This window comes from Streptomyces sp. 15-116A (assembly GCF_025290915.1).
Classification (GTDB): Bacteria; Actinomycetota; Actinomycetes; order Streptomycetales; family Streptomycetaceae; genus Streptomyces.
Genome location: NZ_JAOCQE010000025.1, coordinates 15388 through 35516, shown reverse-complemented (window position 1 = coordinate 35516; position 20129 = coordinate 15388). Strand labels below are relative to the sequence as shown.

At 71.8% G+C, this 20129-nt stretch carries 18 protein-coding genes; 9 read left to right on the top strand and 9 right to left on the bottom strand.

What is annotated here, in order from left to right:
- Window positions 1-184: 184 nt before the first annotated feature.
- Together N4P33_RS07530 and N4P33_RS07525 are read right to left on the bottom strand one after the other, a co-directional pair.
- Window positions 185-658: a hemerythrin domain-containing protein gene (locus tag N4P33_RS07530; protein ID WP_260825520.1), complete on the bottom strand. Its 474-nt coding sequence runs from the start codon at window positions 656-658 to the stop codon at window positions 185-187.
- 48 nt (window positions 659-706) lie between these two features.
- Window positions 707-1918 (bottom strand): MFS transporter, encoded by a 1212-nt coding sequence (locus N4P33_RS07525; RefSeq protein WP_260825524.1) that lies wholly within the window; start codon window positions 1916-1918, stop codon window positions 707-709.
- A gap of 387 nt (window positions 1919-2305) precedes the next feature.
- Here N4P33_RS07525 and N4P33_RS07520 point away from each other — a divergent pair, with 387 nt between their 5' ends.
- Window positions 2306-2728, top strand: coding sequence for a pyridoxamine 5'-phosphate oxidase family protein (locus N4P33_RS07520; protein WP_260825519.1), 423 nt, complete (start codon window positions 2306-2308; stop codon window positions 2726-2728).
- An 85-nt stretch (window positions 2729-2813) separates the two neighbouring features.
- Here N4P33_RS07520 and N4P33_RS07515 read toward each other — a convergent pair whose 3' ends face one another.
- From N4P33_RS07515 to N4P33_RS07480, 7 genes are all read right to left on the bottom strand, one after another.
- Window positions 2814-3782, bottom strand: coding sequence for an Acg family FMN-binding oxidoreductase (locus N4P33_RS07515; protein WP_260825518.1), 969 nt, complete (start codon window positions 3780-3782; stop codon window positions 2814-2816).
- Between the two features lie 550 nt (window positions 3783-4332).
- A complete protein-coding gene (locus N4P33_RS07505) occupies window positions 4333-4530 on the bottom strand; it encodes a nitroreductase family protein (RefSeq protein WP_260825517.1) in 198 nt (65 codons plus the stop codon).
- A gap of 13 nt (window positions 4531-4543) precedes the next feature.
- Complete coding sequence (locus N4P33_RS07500; RefSeq protein WP_260825516.1) at window positions 4544-4990, bottom strand: hypothetical protein; 447 nt, start codon at window positions 4988-4990, stop codon at window positions 4544-4546.
- Complete coding sequence (locus tag N4P33_RS07495) at window positions 4990-7617, bottom strand: multicopper oxidase domain-containing protein (RefSeq protein ID WP_260825515.1); 2628 nt, start codon at window positions 7615-7617, stop codon at window positions 4990-4992. The genes N4P33_RS07500 and N4P33_RS07495 overlap by 1 nt, the downstream gene beginning before the upstream one ends.
- Entirely contained in the window at window positions 7598-8881 is a 1284-nt protein-coding gene (locus tag N4P33_RS07490) for a TIGR04053 family radical SAM/SPASM domain-containing protein (protein WP_260825514.1), read from the bottom strand. The genes N4P33_RS07495 and N4P33_RS07490 overlap by 20 nt, the downstream gene beginning before the upstream one ends.
- Window positions 8882-9178: 297 nt before the next feature.
- Window positions 9179-9682, bottom strand: a complete 504-nt coding sequence (locus tag N4P33_RS07485) for a hypothetical protein (RefSeq protein WP_260825513.1) — start codon at window positions 9680-9682, stop codon at window positions 9179-9181.
- A gap of 82 nt (window positions 9683-9764) precedes the next feature.
- The gene (locus N4P33_RS07480) at window positions 9765-10598 is read right to left on the bottom strand and encodes a DUF2249 domain-containing protein (protein ID WP_260825512.1); all 834 of its coding nucleotides are present in this window, start codon (window positions 10596-10598) and stop codon (window positions 9765-9767) included.
- Window positions 10599-11004: 406 nt separating this feature from the next.
- Between N4P33_RS07480 and N4P33_RS07475 the strand changes: the two genes are divergently transcribed.
- The 8 genes from N4P33_RS07475 to N4P33_RS07440 all read left to right on the top strand — a co-directional run bounded on the left by N4P33_RS07475 (window position 11005) and on the right by N4P33_RS07440 (window position 20119).
- Complete coding sequence (locus N4P33_RS07475) at window positions 11005-14712, top strand: nitrate reductase subunit alpha (protein WP_260825511.1); 3708 nt, start codon at window positions 11005-11007, stop codon at window positions 14710-14712.
- A 1-nt stretch (window position 14713) separates the two neighbouring features.
- Window positions 14714-16240 (top strand): nitrate reductase subunit beta, encoded by a 1527-nt coding sequence (narH, locus tag N4P33_RS07470; RefSeq protein ID WP_260825510.1) that lies wholly within the window; start codon window positions 14714-14716, stop codon window positions 16238-16240.
- Window positions 16237-17019, top strand: a complete 783-nt coding sequence (gene narJ, locus N4P33_RS07465) for a nitrate reductase molybdenum cofactor assembly chaperone (RefSeq protein ID WP_260825509.1) — start codon at window positions 16237-16239, stop codon at window positions 17017-17019. The genes narH and narJ overlap by 4 nt, the downstream gene beginning before the upstream one ends.
- Entirely contained in the window at window positions 17016-17807 is a 792-nt protein-coding gene (narI, locus tag N4P33_RS07460; RefSeq protein ID WP_260825508.1) for a respiratory nitrate reductase subunit gamma, read from the top strand. Before narJ ends, narI begins: the two co-directional genes overlap by 4 nt.
- Window positions 17804-18439 carry a vitamin K epoxide reductase family protein gene (locus tag N4P33_RS07455; protein ID WP_260825507.1) on the top strand — a complete coding sequence of 212 codons (636 nt, stop codon included), beginning with the start codon at window positions 17804-17806 and terminating at the stop codon, window positions 18437-18439. The genes narI and N4P33_RS07455 overlap by 4 nt, the downstream gene beginning before the upstream one ends.
- Window positions 18440-18488: 49 nt before the next feature.
- Window positions 18489-18680: a hypothetical protein gene (locus tag N4P33_RS07450; protein WP_399028908.1), complete on the top strand. Its 192-nt coding sequence runs from the start codon at window positions 18489-18491 to the stop codon at window positions 18678-18680.
- 225 nt (window positions 18681-18905) lie between these two features.
- On the top strand, window positions 18906-19757 hold the full coding sequence (locus N4P33_RS07445) for a class I SAM-dependent methyltransferase (protein ID WP_260825506.1): 852 nt from the start codon (window positions 18906-18908) through the stop codon (window positions 19755-19757).
- A gap of 11 nt (window positions 19758-19768) precedes the next feature.
- Window positions 19769-20119: a cupin domain-containing protein gene (locus tag N4P33_RS07440; protein ID WP_260825505.1), complete on the top strand. Its 351-nt coding sequence runs from the start codon at window positions 19769-19771 to the stop codon at window positions 20117-20119.
- Window positions 20120-20129: the final 10 nt, after the last annotated feature.

Here is a 20129-nt window from a genome sequence, read left to right as displayed (position 1 = left end):
CAGCCACGCCTTCGATCGTGCAAAGCACGACCGGTGGAGATCGTCTGCGCGCCGAAGCGGCTACCCGCGTTCCGAACGACCACGCCTGAGACACGTCAAACCCGGACCGCCCGTCCGGGCACATGAGCTCGGACGGGCCGGGTGCAGCGGCTGGTCCGCTGCGGGTGGGGAGTGGGGGAAACCGTCAGGCAGCTGGCCGGGACAGGGTGCTGCCTGCCTCTGCGCGTGCCTTCTCGACCGCTTCCCACTGTTCGGTGTCGAGGTTGGCGAGCGCGGCCGGGAAGACGCCGTCCTGCTCCTTGAGGATGTGCTCGCGCAGCAGAGCGAGGGTCTCGATGAGCCGGTCCGGCCAGGTGGGGTCGGTCAGGAACGGGCCGTCCGCCTCGGCCAGCACCGCTTCGATGCGGCGGTGCTCGTCCTCCAGCGCGGCGATCTGCTCGGGGAAGTCCCCGGCCAGGGCCGGGAACAGTCCGTGCTCCTCCACCCGGGTGTGGGGGCCGAGCACGGAGGTGATCTCGCGGGCGAGCTCGGCCATCCGGGCGATCGCGCCGTCACGCCGGGCGTCGCGTACCTGGCTGATGAGGGTGACGACCCTGTCGTGCTCCTGGGTCAGTTCGTCGATGGTTTCCAGCGCCTGGCATCCGCAGTACTCGCACACCGCTGCCCCTCCCTTCCTGTTCGGTCTGTGGTTCTCGGCTGCGTGGTGTCACACGGTGGTCTGGGCGGTGCGGTGCCGGCGTCCACGGCCGGTGCGCGGAGCCCGGTCGTCACCCTGGACTGCGGTGCGGACACCGGTGAGGGTGAAGGCCAGCGCGGCGGCGGCCACGATCGCGAGCAGGGCGAGGCCCGCCGCGTACGTCCCGTACGTCCCGTACAGGGAGCCCATGACCAGCGGCGGGAGGAAGCCGCCGAGGCCGCCCGCGGCGCCGACGACGCCGGTGACGGAGCCGACCTGGTTGGCCGGGGTCAGGAGGGCGACCAGGGCGAAGGTCGCTCCGCTGCCCGCGCCGAGCGCGGCGGCCATGGCGAGGAAGGCGATGGTGCCGACCGGTGCCAGGGCCGGGGTGAAGGACTGCGCGACTGCCCCGGCGACGACCACGGCCAGCGAGCCGGCGAGTACACGGACCGGGCCGAGGCGGTCGGACAGCCAGCCGCCCATCGGCCGCATCGCCACCGCGAGGAGCACGAAGCCTGCCATGCGGTTGGCGGCGTCGGCCTGGGTGAGGCCGTAGCCGGTCTTGAGGTAGGTGGGCAGGTAGACGGAGAAGGCCACGTAGCCGCCGAAGGCCACCGCGTACAGCGCGGACGCCTGCCAGGTGATGGGCAGCTTCATGGTGGCGGCCAGCCGGCGGGCCAGCGGCTCGGTCGGGACGGTGCGTCCGGGTGCGTCGCGCAGCAGCAGCGCGGCGGCCACGGCGTACACGGCGAGCACCGCGGCGGTGATCAGGAAGGGAGTCACCATGCTGTTGGCGTCGACCAGCTTCACTGTGGTCAGGGCGCTGATCGCGGTGCCGCCCATGCCGGCGCCGAACACGCCGATGGCAAGGCCGCGCCGCTCGGGCGGGAACCAGGCGTTGACGAGGGGAACGCCGACGGCGAAGGCGGTTCCACCGATGCCGAGGAAGAAGCCGCCGATCAGCAGGGCGGGGAGGGAGGAGTGTCCGGCCAGGCCGAGGAAGAGCACCGGAACGATGGTGACGGCCGACACGATCGGGAACATGATCCTGCCGCCGAACCGGTCGGTCAGCGCGCCGACCGGGATGCGGCCCAGTGAGCCGACCACGACCGGCACCGCCACCAGCAGTGACTGCTCGAACGACGAGAGATCGAGGCTGTCCTTGAACCGGGGGCCAAGAGGGCTCAGCAGCGCCCATGCCCAGAAGTTCACGGCGAAACCGACCGTGGCCAGCGCCAGCATCAGCCATGCCTGGCGGGGCACCGGAGCAGCTGACGGTGAGCTGCCACTCTTCGACTTCAACGGCTGGACCATGGTGTCCGTCCCTTTCCTCTGCATGGGTGGTACTGCGCCACCGGGATCACACGCCGCCTGGCAGGCTGTTTGCCTGCCAGGCGGCGTCCCGTAACCACTGTCCGCATGCGGACGCGCCGACGGCATGGGCCATCAGTCCCTGCCGGGGGCCGGACGGGCCCGGGGTTCGGACCCGGCCGTCCCTCCCACGGCCCCGTCTCTCAGGTTGCCCTCGCCGCCGCTGCGAAACAGCCGCTGCACGGCGGTCCGGGCATGTGCAGGGGGTAGGGCCGGTCGGCCCTACCCCCTCGCTGCGGTCGCGGGGACGATGGGCTGATGTTCCAGAACGACGCCTTTCGCGCCCTCGACCGACAGGAGTGCCTGCGCCTGCTCGCCAAGGTGCCGGTCGGCCGTGTGGTCTACACCCGGCAAGCCCTGCCTGCGGTCCTGCCCATCAACTTCTCCCTGGACGCCGACGCCTCCGTCCTGCTGTGCACCTCTCCGGACTCGGACCTGGTGCGCGCCATCGACGGCGTGGTGATCGCCTTCGAGGCGGACGAGTTCGATGCGGCCTCCCGGTCGGGCTGGAGCGTGGTCGTTACGGGACAGGCCACCGTGGTGACCGATCCCGCCGAGCACGAACGGCTGTCGCAGGCAGGCCCCAGCTCCTGGATGCCCCTGCAGGACCCGGTGTTCGTGCGGATCGAGTCCGAGATGGTCACCGGACGCGAACTCAAGGGAACGCCCGGCACCCGGTGAGGCACCGTCCGTAGCGACCGCGGGACTCCTGTCGCAGACCGCAACGCCCGCCGCGCAGACACTGGAGCGTGCTGACAGCGCGGAGTCATTCAAGGTTTGCCGGCGCGCGGGGCGTACGCGCGCCCTCCGGGCCGTACCCGAAGCGGATCAGCAGCTGCGGGTGGCACCGCTGCCTCGATCCGGCCATCGCATCCCGCAGGTCCGGCCACTCCATGGCCTGGTGCAGCATCGAGGTCCGTACCCCGTGCACGGTCGTCGTCAGCAGCACGCGCTGCAACGCCTGCCCCGCGCGCAGCCAGTCCTCCTGCCCGTCGTGGGACGTCCACAGCAGGGCCGCCTGGGCATGGCGTTCGAAGCGCAGGGCGGGCAGCTGCGGCACGGGCAGCGCACCGGTGAAGTCCCGCACCGGCATCCGCCCGGACGCGTCCCGCGGGCCCAAGGCTGTGAGGGGAATGCCGTAGGCGGCGTCCGCGCCCGGGGCGGTGATCCACGTACGGGCCTCGGCCGCGCGGGCGGGGTGGGCGGCGTTGCGGGCCTCGGCCGCCGCCGTCAGGCGCAGCAGGCGCCGGGTCGCCATGATGTCGGGGACATCCAGGTGCGCGCCCTCGGCCCGGGCCGAGCTGATCATCTCGGAGACGATCGGGTCCGGCACCGGGCGGCCGGTGAAGGGCATCCGGCTCGTGTGGCGCCGCTCGACCGCCTCGTACAGCACACGCAGGGAGGGCCGCACGCCCGCGGTTGTTCTGGTCAGTTGCACCGTGGCCAGCAGATCCGGATCGTCCGCGGTGGGAAGCAGCCGGACAAGGGGATGCCAGCCCAGGTGCTCCGCGGCCACCCGGATGTTGAAGACGGCCGCGCCCACCGACAGGTACTGGGTGCGCCGCTGGGGATCGGCTATCGGCAGTCCACGTCCCCGGTCGACATGGACCAGGATCGACCTGCTGTCCGGGTCCAGGCCGAACCGCCAGGGCTGGGTGTTGTGGATCGACGGCGCCGCCACCCCCGCGGCGAGCAGGGCCTGAACGGCTGGGGCATCGACTTCCCGGGTCTGCATCACGGCTCCTTCGCCTACTTCTCCTCCGTTTCGTCAACCGTGCGCCGCCGGCCTGTACGAGAGGAGGGTTGACCGGTCCCCGTTCCACGGGCCATACGGCCTCTTCTCGGCGGGGAGGACGACGCGGAGACGGCCCACGACGGCCACAGCGGGCCGTCTCCCGCAGAGGCCGAACGGCCCCGCGACGCGAGACTCCGGCCGCCGGCACATGCTTGGTCAGGGACCGCAGCCGTCAGCTCAGTTCGGTCCCGGTTGGGGGCGATGCTGCGGGACGGACACCGCCGTGCCCCGGTGCTCGCTGGGTGCGGGCGCCGTCAGGGCCGTAGCCGAACCGGATCAGTATGTGTGGCTGGCACCGCTTGTGTCGCGGGAGGGCCGTCGCGGCACGCAGGTCGGGCCACTCCATGGCCTGGTGCAGGAGCGAGGTGCGCAGCCCGTGGGCGGTGGCCGTGAGCAGGACGTACTGCAGGGCCTGCCCGGCGCGCAGCCGGGCAGGCGCGGGCCGGGCAGTGCGGCGGTGAAGTCTCGCATCGGCATCCTTCGGCCCGCGTCAGGTGGTCCGAGGGCGGTGACGGGGATGCCGTACGGGGTGTCTGCTCCCGGGGCGGACCGCATGGACCTCCAGCAGTCCGCTGTCGGCGTCCATGCGGAAACGCCAGGGCTGCGTGTTGTGGATGGACGGGGCCGCCGCGGCCGCCGTCAGCAGCGACTCCACGGTGTCCGGGTCCAGTACCGGGATACTGCGCATGATGCCTCCTGTTTCATGTGGCGGGCAGGGCGGTGGCCAGCAGGACCACGCCGAGCGAGCCGGCGAGGGAGACGACCGCCAGGGCGCGGGCCAGGTCGGCGCGGCCCTTGGCGTGGGCGATGCCATGGCCCGCCGCGGCGAGCATCACCACCACGAACAGGGCGAGTTTGGTCGCCAGGGTGCGGCCGTAGCCAGGTTCGGCGAGCGAGGCCCAGGTGACTCCCCTGTGCCAGGCCAGGGCCCAGCCGGTGGCCAGCTGGGCAGGCAGGAACACCGCCCCGGTCAGCATTCCGAACCGGCGGCCTGCCGCGGCGGTGAAGCCGTCCTTGGCCTCCGGTGCCAGCATGCGGCGGGCGAGCGGCAGGATCACCAGGGACAGGGCGAGTTGCCCGCCGACCCACAGAGCGGCGCCGGCCACGTGCACGAACCGCAGCAGGGACCACCAGCCGACGGTGTCCATCAGCTGCTCACCTCCACGGTGCCGTGGGCGCCGGCTTCGGCGTGGCGCATGTCGTGGTCGACGAAGGAGTAGTGGCCGGCCTCGGGGAACGTCGTCTCCACGAAGCCGCCCTGCGCCGTGGCCAGGTCCAGCACCTGCGCGCCGCCCGGCTGACCGGGCTCCAGCAGGTAGGCGCCCTCCTTGTACACGGTGTCGAAGACGGTGCCGACGATGTGGAAGGCGATGCCGTCGGACGGCCCGGCGGCGACCACCCAGAAGCGGGCCCGCTCGCCGGCCTTCATCTTCAGGGGCCGCTTGGCGTACTGGGAGGCGATGCCGTTGAACGCCCAGGCGTCCGGGGTGCCGTTGGTCATCTTCGCCACCTGGGCGGTGCTGCCCGGCGTGCCGAGATAGAGCGCGGAGGAGACCAGCACGTACTCGTGGTCGACCTTCTTCAGGCCGGGCGGGTCGATGACGACGGCGCCGTACATGCCGTTGCCGATGTGCTGGAGCATGGGTGCGGTGCTGCAGTGGTACAGCCACGCTCCGGCCTTCTCTGCGCGGAACCGGTAGGCCAGGCGCTCACCGGGCTGGATGGTGCGCATCGGCTTGTCGGGGGCCAGGGAGCCCGCGTGGAAGTCGATGCCGTGGCCCATGCCTTCGTCGTCGTTGACGAGAGTGATCTCGAAGACGTCGCCGACCTTGCCGTGCAGGGTGGGGCCGGGTGCGGAGCCGCCGAAGGTCCACATCTGCTGCTTCACGCCTGGAGCCACTTCGACCGTGGTGTGCGCGGCGTGCAGTTCGACCTGGTGGACCGTCCCGCCGGATGCGGGGGCCAGGCCGGCATCGCGTGGCTGCCAGCCCGAGGAGAAGTCGGCGGACAGGTCCAGGCCGCCCGCGGTGGTCGTCGTGGAGTGGCCGTCGTGCCCTCGCGCGTCACTGGTGTCGCCGGACGTGCTCGTGTCCCCGGTGACGACGATGTCCATGGTCATCCCGGCCGCCTTGTGGCCCGGCAAAGTGCACCACGCCTCACGGCTCTTGGTGACCTGTCCGACGTCGATGGTGCGGGTCTGCCCTTCGGCGAGCATCGGGGTGGCGGGGCCGTCCTCGACCTTCAGGTCGTGGCGCTGGGCGTCGGTGTTGGTGACCTTCAGCCGCAGCGAGGTGCCCGCAGCGACCTCGATCCGGGCCGGGCGGATGCGCATGTCGGCCAGGGTGACGGCGACCGTGCGGGTGGTCCCGGCGCCCGCGCCCGCCGTCCCCGCGCCGCCGACCTGGCTGCTCGTGTCCCCACCGCTGTTGGCCACGAGCACGGCCAGCACGATCAGTACGGCCCCCGCCGCGGTCCCCCACAGGACGGGGCGCCGCGCGACACCCGCCTTGTCCCCGCCCGCGAACAGCCCCCGCCCACTGCGCACCAGCACACGCACCACCAGAGCGAGGAACGCGACCCCGGCCGCCCCGACCAGCAGCGTGCCCGCCGAGCCGGCGGAGCCGGGAAGCGGCAGCGCCAGCAGGACCACACCGAGGTTGAGCAGGACCAGCCGCGGCGCCCAGCCCCACTCCAACACCGCCCTCAGCGAAGCCCGTTCCTTGGGACCGCTGGCGAGCACAATGGGCAGCAGGTAGGTGAGGGCACCGATGAGGACCTGCGCGACGAGGCCGACGAGCAGCAGCAGAACCAGGGACCCGGAGTCCCGTACCTCGGCGAGCGGCCGTGCGGCCAGGAGCACCAGGTCCACGACCAGGCCGACGAGCAGCCATCCCACGGCTGCGGCCAGCATCCACGCGGCGGCCGCTGAGATGGCCGGTCGCCGGCGCACCGTCCGGGCGAACAACTGCGCCGCGACCGCGACGCCTGCCGCGTACAGGGCCACGCCCAGTACGGCGACAGCGCGCCACCCGGCCGACAGTCCGGCGACGGCGGCCACAAGGCCGCCCCCGGTCAGCAACAGCACCCACCGCGCCAGCCGCGTCGTGCGCTCGGCCATGCGCACACCCAGAACAGTCGGCCACAGCATGAACAGCGTGCCCAGCACGGGCAGTCCGATCCAGCCGAGGAGCGTGGCGTGGACGTGGGCCAGCTTCAGGCCGCTGTAGTGCTGCGGGCCGGCCTTGCCGGTGGCCAGCAGCCAGCCCAGGACCGCGCCGATGATCAGTGCCGCCGCGGCGGCCCGGTAGTAGTCGGCGATCGGGGCGAGCCGTCCTCCCAGCGCGCCCCGGCCCATGCGGACGAGGACGACCAGGTGCGCGCCGACCGCGGTGATCAGCAACGCACAGCCGACGCCGGTCAGCTCCGGCCGGTCGGCCCACAGGCCGGTGAGGACGCCCACGGCGCCTAGGTTGACGCCGGCCAGCCGGGTATTGCTCCAGCGCCGGTCGGGCAGCTTCGCGTGGAGCATGGCGACGGCGAAGTGCTCGCTCCACACCACGATGGCGGTCGTCGCGGCGCCGAGCAGGAACAGGTGGACGGCCAGCCAGCGGGCCGCGGGCAGCGTCTGCTGGACGCTCGCCGCCAGCAGCGCGAGCACCACCCAGGCCGCGACCAGGACGTGGGCGGCCAGGTGACGGCTGCGCAGGCCGGACGCCTTGAACCTGCTGGGCGGGCGGCCACCGCCCGCGGCCGGGTCATCGTTCTTGCTGTACACGGTGCTCCTTGCCGCCCTCGGCGGCGGTCGGACGGGGACGAGTCTGCGGTTGCGCGTCGGCGCCGCCGGACAGCAGCGCGGCCACTTCCCGCTGGTAGGGGAAGGAGCCGGGGGCGTAACCGCACCACGGCTCCTCGGCGTACGGATCGCCGGTGACGCCGTAGGCGCGGGACCGCGAGCCGCCGCAGACCCGACGGAACTCGCACGCCCCGCACCGGCCGCCCAGCCGGTCGGCGTCCCGCAGACCGGTGAACAGCTCCGAGGAGCGGTAGATCTCGGTCAGCGGTGTCTCGCGGACGTTTCCGGCTCCCAGTGGCAGAAAGCCGCTGGGGTGCACGGTGCCGGTGTGCGAGACGAAGACGAAGCCGCGGCCCGCGTTGACGTCCAGCGGTGGGCGCCGCACCCGGCGCGTTCCTGCGTTCAGGCCCAACTCGGCGGCACGCTCACGCAGTTCCCGGTACAGCGGGCCGAGCCCCAGCACCGTCACGGCGTCGTCGCCGGTGTCGGCGAGGATCCGGCGCTGCAGGGCCACGCGGCGGAAGTGGTGGGCCTCGGTGGTCTTGGCGGGCACGGTCAGGCCCACGTCGTACACGAAGTTGAGGACGTCCTCCACCTCGCCGGGCGTCAGTGCGCCGAGGCTGCGGCCGCGGCCGGTGGGGACCAGGAAGAAGGCGCTCCACAGCATGGCGCCGTGCTCGGCGACCAGGCGGACGATGTCGGGAAGGTCGTGCAGGTTGTGCCGGGCGACCGTGGTGTTGATCTGCACCTTCATGCCGAGGGCGCGGGCGGCGTCCCAGGCGTCCAGGGTCCAGCGGAACACGCCGGGCACGCCGCGGAAACCGTCGTGGAGTTCGGCCGTGGACCCGTCGAGGCTGAGCGAAAGGCCGACCGTCCCAGCCGTGTGCAGCTCCCGCAGTCGCTGCTCGGTGAGCGTCGGCGTGCCGGAGGGGGAGACTGCGACGCGGACCCCGACCTCCTGGCCGTAGGCGATGAGTTCGGTGAGGTCGGGGCGCTGGAACGGGTCTCCGCCGGTGATCACGAACAGCGGGGCGGGCTGCCCGAAGGCGGCCACCTGGCGCAGCAGGTCCTTGGCCGCGTCCGTGTCCAGCTCCCGCGGGTCGCGGTCGGGCACCGCCTCGGCCCGGCAGTGCAGGCAGGCCAGCGGGCAGGCCCGGGTGGACTCCCAGATGACGATGAACGGCCGCTCCCCCGCGTCGTGCCGCTGGCGTCGGATGGCATGGACGGCGTGGCCGACGGCGCTCATCGTGCGGTCCTTCCCAGCGCCCTGCCGCTGCGTCCGGCCGCCCTGGAGTCAGGGCAGACGAGGCGGGCGGCCGGACGATGACCGGGCCGGACTGTGCGCGGCACCCACCGTGAACGGCAGCGGTGGAATCGGCCTCGGATGCGGTCGATGTGGTCGTACACGGGATACCTCCGGATCGGTCGCCGTCAGCATCCACCGGCGGCGGTGCTCGGCGCGGCGGCCGATGGTCTTCTCCAGCAGGGCCGAACGTCCCCGTTCGTAAGAGGGGCCGGACGGGTCGTCAGACCCGGACCAGGGTCAGGAGCGGTTCGAGGAGCGGGGCGTCAGGGCGTCCGCGGTGGCCACCAGCGCCGCGCCCACACCGGTGAGCGCGGCGCCCAGTCCCGTGACCAGGGTCGTGAGGTGCCATGCCTGGCAGGCGGACATCAGCGAGGCGCGCAGGGACTGGCCCATGAACGCGGTCTGCCGCATTTTGGCGAGCTTCTCGTCGTCGCCTCCGCCGGCGTGCAGCTCCGCGGTGATCTCGGCGTAGGTACGGCCTCCGGTGGCAAGGGCGAGGTTGCCCTTGATGAACTCGGCGTAGGCATGCGCCTCAGGCCCGGTTTCCACCCGGCGGCCTGTGTAGGCGGCGAGTTCGGCCGGCAGCCCGTGATGGGGGAAAGTGATCTTCTGGGCGGCCAGTTCGGTACGGATCTCCTTCCTGGCTTTGCGACCGCGCCACAACATGACCGGTCCGGCGACGACCAGAGCTGTACCGACCGTCCCGAGCAGGGTGCCGGCCCGACGGTGCGATCCGTCCATGACGTGTCTTCCTTCTTTGAGTGCTTGAGGGTGCGGCGGGTGGCGGACGGGCGCGCGCCGCCGCGAGTGAAGTGGGGTCGGGTCAGCGGTGGCTGAACCGCAGCCGCCAGGCTTCGGGGCCGCGTTCCAGGTACTCCACCGAGAACACCCCCGGGGTGCGCTGCTCGATCTGCGCGAGGAGCGGCAGCGGGTCGTGGTGGGCGATCAGCACCATCGCGGTGCCCGCCGGGACGGCGTCGAGCGCGCCGAAGACCGTGGCGTGACGAAGGGCATGCGGAACGTCCCGGACGTCCAGTTCGGGTTCGTCCGTCTCCTCCGCTTCACCGCAGCCGCACGCTCCGCCGCAGCCGCCGGTCTCCTCGATCTGCCCTTCGTATACGTCGTGCCCTGCTTCGTTGTACTGGGCTTCTGAGGCGCCCTTGACGGACGAGTCGTTCGCGAGCCGGTGGTGCATGTCCGCCACCAGCTCCGCCAGACGCACCTCGGGCGTCATGGCGAGCAGCGGCAGGACGAGGCCGTTCTCCTTGGCCATGTGCTCCTCGAAGAGCACCTGCAGGGCCCGGGCGTCGGCCACCGCGTCCGCCGGGGCGGGCGTGGCACGCAGGACGTCGACGAGCGTGGTGAGGCAGCGGTGCTCGCCGATCAGGCTCTCGATCAGCAGGCGGGCCTCGCGCATGCGGTGGGCGGCGGGATAGAGCGCGGCTTCCTCGGCCGCGGCGTGCGGCAGGAGCGAGCGGTCGCAGAAAGCCACCAAGCCGGCGTGGATCTTCCCGGCTGCGATCGGGTCGTGGCCCACGGCGGTGATCAGCATCTTCACGCGTCCGGCCAGTTCCCCGGCCAGGCGGGCGTGGTGTGCCTCGGCTGATTGCAGGGCCGTGGCGTCCTCGGGGTTCGAGGCGAGGGTCAGCTCGCTCATGACGGTGTCTCCAATTCGGGGCCGCATCGGCCGACCGATGCGGTGGGGAATGGCATTCCGGGGGCGCCGGCGGCGGGGAGGGCGGATGCCGCGTCCGGCCGCGCGGGGCGGCCGGACGCACGACCGAACCAGGCGCCACGCGCCGTACGCGCTGCGTCTGCGGCGGCCAGGGACGGGGGAATGGCCGCCGGAACGGACGCGGGATGCGGTCGTACGGACGGATGGGCATCTGCGGTTCGATCACAGCCAGCATGCATCGCCCGGCATGCCCGGCTCCCCGGCCGACCGGACCCGCCACCGGGACCATTGGTCCCTGGTGCGTCCAGCGACATGGGGCCGGTAGGCCGTCCGTCAGGGCCCGCCGGCCCCAGGTGGCTCAGGCCCTGCCCCGCATAGCGTCCTGGCCATGGAGAACGATCAGAACGCACGGCGTCGGACGTCGAGCGCAGGTGAGGGCTGGCCGCTGGCCGCCCGACGGTTGCTGACCCGCCGCGAGGTGTCGGCCGACGGGCGCGCCGTGTTCGGCGAGGGCGACCCGAAGTGGGAGGGCTACTACCGGGACCGCTGGTCGCACGACAAGGTGGTGCGCTCCACGCACGGCGTGAACTGCACCGGTTCCTGCTCGTGGATGGTGTACGTCAAGGACGGCATCATCACCTGGGAGCACCAGGCCACCGACTACCCCTCGATCGGCGCGGACTGCCCCGAGTACGAGCCGCGCGGCTGCCCGCGTGGCGCCTCGTTCTCCTGGTACACCTACTCCCCCAGCCGGGTCCGCTACCCCTATGTACGGGGCGCGTTGCTGAAGCTGTGGCGCGAGGCGCGCAAGCGGCTCGGCGATCCCGTGGCCGCCTGGGCGGAGATCACCTCCAACCCTGCGAAGGCGCGCGCCTACAAGCGGGCGCGCGGCAAGGGCGGTCTGGTGCGTGCCGACTGGGACGAGGTGAGCGAGCTGATCGCCGCCGCCCAAGTGCACACCGTCAAGGCGTACGGCCCCGACCGGGTCGCGGGCTTCTCGCCGATCCCGGCGATGTCGATGGCGTCGTTCGCGGCCGGGGCGCGGTTCCACTCGCTGATCGGCGGCACGCTGCTGTCGTTCTACGACTGGTACGCCGACCTGCCGATCGCCTCCCCGCAGGTGTTCGGCGACCAGACCGACGTCCCGGAGGCGGCGGACTGGTGGAACGCCGGCTATCTGATCATGTGGGGTTCCAACATCCCCGTCACCCGCACGCCCGACGCGCACTTCCTGACCGAGACCCGTTACAACGGCACCAAGGTCGTCGCGGTCAGCCCCGACTACGCCGACAACGTCAAGCACGCCGACGAATGGGTCTCCCCGCACCCCGGCACGGACGGCGCGCTGGCGATGGCCATGGGGCATGTGGTCCTGCGCGAGTTCCTGGTCGACCGCGAAGTTCCGTACTTCCAGGACTACCTGCGGAAGTTCACCGACGCGCCGTTCCTGGTGACCTTGCGCGAGCACGACCACGGTCTCGTCCCGGACGGGTTCCTCACCGCGGCCGACCTCGGCCGTGACGTGGAGGCCGAAGAGAACGCGGAGTTCAAGACCGTCCTTCTGGACCGGGCCACCGGCGAACCGGTGGTCCCCGGCGGCTCGCTCGGCTTCCGGTGGGGGGAGGCCGGGCGAGGCCGCTGGAACCTCGATCTGGGCGATGTCGTCCCGGAGTTGAGCCTGCTGGAGCGGGCCGAGGAGAGCGTCGCGATCGCGTTGCCCCGGTTCGACGAGGGCGGCACCGAGGGCGGTTCGGTCATGGTCCGGGGCGTTCCGGTGCGCCGGATCGGCGGACGGCTCGTCACTACCGTCTTCGACCTGATGCTCGCCCAGTACGGAGTGCAGCGCCCCGGCCTCCCGGGCAGCTGGCCGTCGTCGTACGACGACGCGTCCGAGCCGTACACCCCGGCCTGGCAGGAGACGATCACCTCCGTGCCGGCCGAGCAGGCCGCCCGGATCGCCCGGGAGTTCGCCCGCAACGCGGAGCGCACCCGGGGCCGTTCGATGATCGCGCTGGGCGCGGGCACCAACCACTGGTTCCACTCCGACACCATCTACCGAGCGTTCCTGGCACTGACGACGATGACCGGCTGCCAGGGCGTCAACGGCGGCGGCTGGGCGCACTACGTCGGCCAGGAGAAGGTCCGCCCGGTCACCGGTCAGCAGCACCTGTCGTTCGCCTTCGACTGGCAGCGGCCCACCCGGCACATGGCGGGCACGTCGTACTGGTACCTGAACTCCGACCAGTGGCGCTACGAGGCGTTCGGGCCCGACGAGCTGGCTTCCCCGCTCGGCGCGGGACGGTTCACGGGCAAGGGGTTCGCCGACTGCCTGGCGCAGGCCGTGCGTCTGGGCTGGACGCCCGGCCACCCCGGCTTCAACCGCAATCCGCTCGACCTGACGGACGAGGCGAGGGCTCAAGGGCGTGACGTCGCCGAGCACATCGTCGACGAGCTGAAGTCGGGGCGGCTGCGGTTCGCCGCCGAGGACCCGGACGACCCGGCCAACTTCCCGCGCGTGCTGACCGTGTGGCGGGCGAACCTGCTCGGCTCATCCGGCAAGGGCAACGAGTACTTCCTGCGGCACCTGCTGGGCACGGACGCGGCGGTCCGCTCCGAGGAGACCCCGGCCGAGCACCGGCCCAAGGACGTGGTGTGGCGGGACGAGGCGCCCGAGGGCAAGCTCGACCTGCTGGTCTGCATGGACTTCCGGATGACCTCCACCGGCCTGCTCGCCGACGTCGTCCTCCCCGCCGCGACCTGGTACGAGAAGGACGACCTGTCGTCCACGGACATGCACCCCTTCGTGCACGCCTTCACCCCGGCCATCGCCCCGCCCTGGCAGGCCCGCACCGACTACGACACCTTCCTGACGATGGCCGACAAGTTCAGCGAGCTGGCCGCCGAGCACCTGGGCAAGCGCACCGACGTCCTGGCCGTGCCGCTGCTGCACGACACCCCCGACGAACTGGCCCAGCCGGGCGGGGCCGTACGGGACTGGAAAACCGGCGAGTGCGAGCCGGTCCCGGGGCGGACCATGCCGAAGCTGGTCGTCATCGAACGGGATTACGCCGTGATCGGACAGAAGATGCGCGCCGTCGGCCCGCTGCTGGACACCCTCGGGACCACCACCAAGGGCGTCACCGTCCACCCGAACCAGGAGATCGACGACCTCCGACGCCGCAACGGCACCGTCCGGGACGGAATCGCCACCGGACGGCCCTCGCTCGCCACCGCTTCCCACATGTGCGACGCGATCCTCGCCCTGTCCGGCACCACCAACGGCCGCCTGGCCACCGAGGGCTTCCGCGCACTGGAGCGGCAGACCGGCAGCGAGGGTCTGGTGGAGCTGGCCTCCGAGCGCGAGGCCGAGCGGATCACGTTCGCCGACACCCGCACCCAGCCCCGGTCGGTGATGACGTCGTACGAGTGGTCCGGCTCGGAGACCGGCGGGCGCCGCTACTCGCCGTTCGTCATCAACACCGAGCACCAGAAGCCCTGGCACACCCTCACCGGACGGCAGCACTTCTTCGTCCAGCACGACTGGATCACGGAGATGGGTGAGCAACTGCCCGTCTACCGGCCGCCGTTGAACACGCCACGGCACTACGGCGACGAGCAGCTGCGGGAGGACGGCCGGGCGGAGGTCACGGTCCGCTATCTGACCCCGCACTCGAAGTGGTCCATCCACTCGAACTACCAGGACAACAAGTACATGCTCGACCTGTCCCGCGGCGGACCCACGATCTGGATGTCCCTGGAGGACGCCGAGAAGATCGGCGTCAAGGACAACGAGTGGATCGAGGCGTACAACCGCAACGGTGTCGTCGCCGCCCGGGCTGTGGTCACCCACCGGATGCCCGAGGGCACGGTGTACATGTACCACGCCCAGGACCGCAACGTGAACGTGCCGAAGACCGAGGTCAGCGGCAAGCGGGGCGGCATCCACAACTCGCTCACCCGGCTGCTGCTCAAGCCCACCCATCTCGCGGGCGGCTACGCCCAGTTCACCTACGCCTTCAACTACTACGGCCCGACCGGCAACCAGCGCGACGAGGTCACCGTCATCCGCCGCCGCAGCCAGGAAGTGGAGTACTGACATGCGCGTGATGGCACAGATCGCGATGGTCATGAACCTCGACAAGTGCATCGGCTGCCACACCTGCTCGGTCACCTGCAAGCAGACGTGGACCAACCGCACCGGCGTCGAGTACGCCTGGTTCAACAACGTCGAGACCAAACCCGGCGTCGGCTACCCGCGCCGCTACGAGGACCAGGAGCACTGGAAGGGCGGCTGGATGCTCGACAAGCGCGGGCGCCTGGTCCTGCGCTCCGGCGGCCGGATCAAGCGGCTGCTGTCGTTGTTCTCCAACCCGGACCTGCCTTCCATCGAGGACTACTACGAGCCGGTCACCTACGACTACGACAACCTCGTCAACGCCCCCGCCCAGCAGGACATACCCGTCGCCCGCCCCCGCTCGGTCCTCACCGGCAAGCCCACCGCGATCACCTGGGGTGCCAACTGGGAGGACGGCCTCGGCGGCGCACCGGAGCACGCCGGTGCCGATCCCAACCTGAGCGGGGCGTGGGCGGAGAAGGTGAAGTTCGAGTTCGAGCAGACCTTCCTCTTCCACCTTCCCCGGCTGTGCGAGCACTGCCTCAACCCGGCCTGCGTCTCCGCGTGCCCGTCCGGCGCGATGTACAAGCGCGTCGAGGACGGCATCGTCCTCGTCGACCAGGACAAGTGCCGCGGCTGGCGAATGTGCGTGACGGCCTGCCCGTACAAGAAGGTGTACGTCAACCACGCCACCGGCAAGGCCGAGAAATGCACCTTCTGCTTCCCCCGCATCGAGGCCGGCCAGCCCACCGTCTGCTCGGAGACCTGCGTCGGCCGGCTGCGCTACCTCGGGCTGCTGCTGTACGACGCCGACCGCGTCGGCGAGGCCGCGGCCACCCCGGACGAGCGCGACCTGCTCGACGCCCAGCGCGGGGTCTTCCTCGACCCGCACGACCCCGAAGTGCGGGCGGCCGCACGCGAGTCCGGCATCCCCGAGGACTGGCTGGACGCCGCCCGCCGCTCCCCGGTGTACGACCTGGTGATGCGGTACAAGGTGGCGCTTCCGCTGCACCCGGAGTACCGGACGATGCCGATGGTCTGGTACGTGCCGCCGCTGTCCCCCGTCCTCGACGCCGTCGACGCGGCGGGCGGCAACCAGGACGACCCCGACCATGTCTTCGCGGCCGTCACCCGGCTGCGCATCCCGCTGGAGTACCTGGCGGAGCTGTTCACCGCGGGAGACACGGATGTGGTCGCCGGGGTGCTGATGAAGCTCACGGCGCTGCGCTCGTACATGCGGGAGCGCACCCTCGGCGAGGACGGCGACGAGAAGGTGCTCAAGGCCGTCGGGCTCAGCGTGCGCGAGGCGGAGGACCTGCACCGGCTGCTCGCCGTCGCCAAGTACGCCGACCGGTACGTCGTTCCGGCCGCCCACAAGGAAGACGCCGCCGCCCTGACCGCGATGGAGGATCGCTGCCCGGTCGAGACGTCCGGCGCCCCTGAGCCCCGCAAGATCATGCTCGGCATCCCCACCCTGCGCCGCAACACCACTGCCGGAGACCACCGATGAGCCCGCTGCCGGCAACCATCCCCGCCCTCGTCCGCACCCGCGTCCGGGCCGCCGTACGCCGCCCGGCCCGGCTCACCCCCGAGGAGACGGCGGGCCGAGCGCTGGCCCTGCGGCTCGTGTCGCTGCTCCTGCAGTACCCCGACTCCGAACTGACCTCGGCCCGGGCTGAGTTGACGACCGTCGTGGAGGCCCTGCCAGCCATGCCCGCGGCGGAGCACCTGGCCCGGTTCACCGACTGGTTCGCCGGACAGGACACCGAGGCGCTGGAGCGGCACTACGTCGAGATGTTCGACCTGCGCCGCAAGAGCAGCCTCTACCTCACCTACTACCTGCACGGCGACACCCGCCGGCGCGGCATGGCGCTGCTCACCCTGAACCAGCGCTATCGCGCCGCGGGTTGGGACACCGACGGCGGCGAACTGCCCGACCATCTCCCCGTCGTCCTTGAGTTCGCCGCCCTGGCAGGCCCCGGTAGCGGCGAGGCGCCGCTGCGCCAGCACCGGCGCGGACTGGAGCTGATCCACCGGGCGCTGACCGACTCCGACTCCCCCTACCGGCACGTCCTGGCCGCGCTGCTCACCCTGCTGCCGCCGCCCACCGACGCGGACCGCGCGGCGGTGGACCAGCTCGTCGCAGAGGGCCCGCCGAACGAGGAGGTCGGTCTCGACCCCTACGGGGACGGCGAGTTCGCCCCGCCGGGCACCTTCGTGCCACCCATGCAGGCCCCGCCGACCCATGTGCCACTCGCCCCGACCAGCAGTACGGAAGGCCCCCGATGAACGCCTCGCTCTCCTCCTCGGCCGCCGCCTCGGCGAGCGGTGCCGACCTGCTGCTGTGGGTCGCCGTCCCCTACATCTGCCTCGCCGTGTTCGTGGTCGGGCACATCTGGCGCTACCGGCAGGACCAGTTCGGCTGGACCTCCCGCACCACCCAGCTCCTCGAACACCGCTGGCTACGCTTCGGCAGCCCCCTGTTTCACCTGGGCGCCCTCATGGTGATCGCCGGGCACGTCGTGGGGCTCGCCATTCCCGACGCGTGGACCGAAGCCGTCGGCATCTCCGAGCACGCCTACCACAGCACGGCCGTGTGGGCGGGCTCGGTCGCGGGCGTCGCCATGGTCACCGGGCTGGGCATGCTGTGCGCCCGCCGCCTGCTGACCCGCCAGATCCGCCTCGGCACCGACCGCAGCGACAAACTCCTCTTCCCGCTGCTGTCCGCCACCGTCGTGCTGGGTATCACCGCCACCGCCGCCCACAACATGTTCGGGGCCGGCTACGACTACCGCTCGACCGTCTCCGTCTGGTTCCGCGGCCTGTTCGTCCTCCAGCCGCGGCCCGAGGCGATCGCCGGAGCCCCGCTCCTCTTCCAACTGCACGCCATGAGCGCCTTCCTCCTCTTCGCGGCCTGGCCGTTCACCCGCCTGGTGCATGTGTGGAGCGCCCCAATCGGATACCTGGCCCGCCCGTACCTGGTCTACCGGCGGCGAGCCACGACACGTACGGCCACCGCGGCCCCGGCGGGCGCGGGCCGGCCCCGGCCCGCCTCCGGCTCACGGCGAGCCGCATGAGCCACGTCCCCATGCCGGCGCCGGACGCGACGATCGTCCGGCGCCGGCCCACAGTCGGCGGCAGCCGCCGCACGGGATGGGTGATGGTCCTCGCCGGCGCCGTCGGCTGGCTCGCCTCCTTCCAGCTCACCGTGGACGACTGGCGGCTGCTGCAGGATCCCGCCTACCAGCCGCCCTGCAACATCAGCCCCGTCGTGAGCTGCGGCAGCGTCATGTCCAGCCCGCAAGGGAGCCTGCTCGGCTTCCCCAACATGCTGCTCGGACTGGGCGCCTTCGCCGCCGTGACCGCCCTGGGCGTCGCCGTGCTCTCCGGCGCGCGTCTGCACCGCCGGCTGTGGCTCGCGCTGGACGCCGGGGCGCTGGTGGGAGTGGTGTTCGCGCACTGGCTGATCGCGCAGTCGCTGTACGAACTCAACAAGCTCTGCCCCTACTGTGCCGTCGTCTGGGTCGTCACCATCGCCCTGTTCTGGTACGTCACCCTGCACTGCCTGGAACGGGGGATCGTCCCGGTGCCCCGGGGTGTCCTGGACATCGTCCGCGACACGCACTGGATGCTCCTCGGCGCCTGGTACGGAGTGATCACCCTGCTCGTGCTCACCCGCTTCTGGTCCTACTGGAGCAGCCTCCTGTGACCGACCACGGCACTGCGCACCACCCCCTCACGGACCAAGAAGGGTGATCATGGACGACGTACTGAGGGAATGGACGGCTGCGGTACAGGCCGACCTGGGTGTCGACCTCGAAGTCGACCGGGCCCTGCTCCTCGCCCTCGCAGGCGGCGGGCCGGACGCGGTGGCCGACGCAGCCCGGCGCGCCGGAGAACTCGCCGCCCGGTGGGCCGATGAGGCCGACCACAGCCCCGGGGCCGCATAGCACAAGGGCGCCCTGATCGTCGTGGTCCTGCCCGACACCGGAGATCGCTGCCTCAGCACGGACCTGTTCCACGACGAGTAGGAGGCGTCGCGGAGTCCTCCCGCCATGGCTGAACTGACCCACTGGACCCTGAAATCCGGGACGTTCGGCCCCCCGCACCCCACCATCACTCCAAGTTAGGTTCACCTAAGTAGCACGGACTCAGGCAGAGAGCGAGGTACGACCATGGCATCGACGGACCCTCCGGCCCTGCAGCAGAACATCTCCCTTCCCGGCGACGGACTGGACGCCGCCCGTATGCCCGGCCACTGGCTGCTGGCGCGCCTGGGCAAGCGCGTCCTGCGCCCCGGCGGTGTAGAGCTGACCCGGTGGATGCTGGACGCTCTGGCGGTGGACCCGGAAGACCGCGTGGTGGAGCTGGCCGCCGGCCTGGGAGCCACCGGTCGGCTGACCCTCGCCCGCCGCCCGGCCACCTACACCGCCGTCGACCGCGACCCGGCCGCCGTGGCCACGCTGAGCACGCTCACCGGCCCCGGCCCCACCGAGGTACGCGCCGTACGGTCGGACGCCGCGGCCACCGGGCTGCCGGACGGCGGCGCCACCGTCGTGTACGGCGAGGCGATGCTGACGATGCAACCCGAACCGGCCAAGCGACGCGTCGTACGGGAAGCACGCCGCCTGCTCGACGACTCCACCGGCCGCTACGCCATCCACGAACTGTGCCTGCTGCCCGACGGCCTCGCCCCGGCCCTCGCCGAGCGGATCACCGCAGACCTGCGGGACGCCATCCACGTCGGCGCCCGCCCCCTGACCCCCACCGGCTGGAGTGAACTTCTCGCCGACGAGGGCTTCACCGTCACCGCCCAGAAGACCGCACCGATGGCGCTGCTCGAACCGCGCCGGCTCGTCGACGACGAAGGGCTGATCCCCGCGCTGCGCATCGCCGTCCGGGCGCTGCGGGACCCGGCCGCCCTGCGCCGTGTGGTGCACATGCGCCGCGTCTTCCGACGCCACAGCGCCCACCTTGGCGCGATCAGCCTGATCGCCGTCCCGACCCCCGCCCCGTCCCAGCCCTGAGGAGGCACCCCATGCCCGCCACCGTGATCACCAACCTGGCCACCGAACTGGCCGTACCTGAGGACGGCACCCTCAGCCGGGTCCTGTACCGCGACGACCGCCTGCGCGTGGTCGGCTTCGCCTTCGCCGCCGGCCAGGAACTGACCGAGCACACCTCCGCCCTGCCCGTGGTCATCCAGGTCGTCTCCGGCCGCCTCAACCTCGTCCTGGGCGAGGAGAAGACCGAGGCGACGCCGGGCAGCTGGATCCATCTGCCCGCACGGCTGCCGCACAGCGTGCGCGCCACCGAGCCCAGCGTCATGCTGCTGACCATGCTGCCCGCCGCGGAGCCGTCCGGATCCGGAGCGCCATCCGCAGCATGACCGACACGCG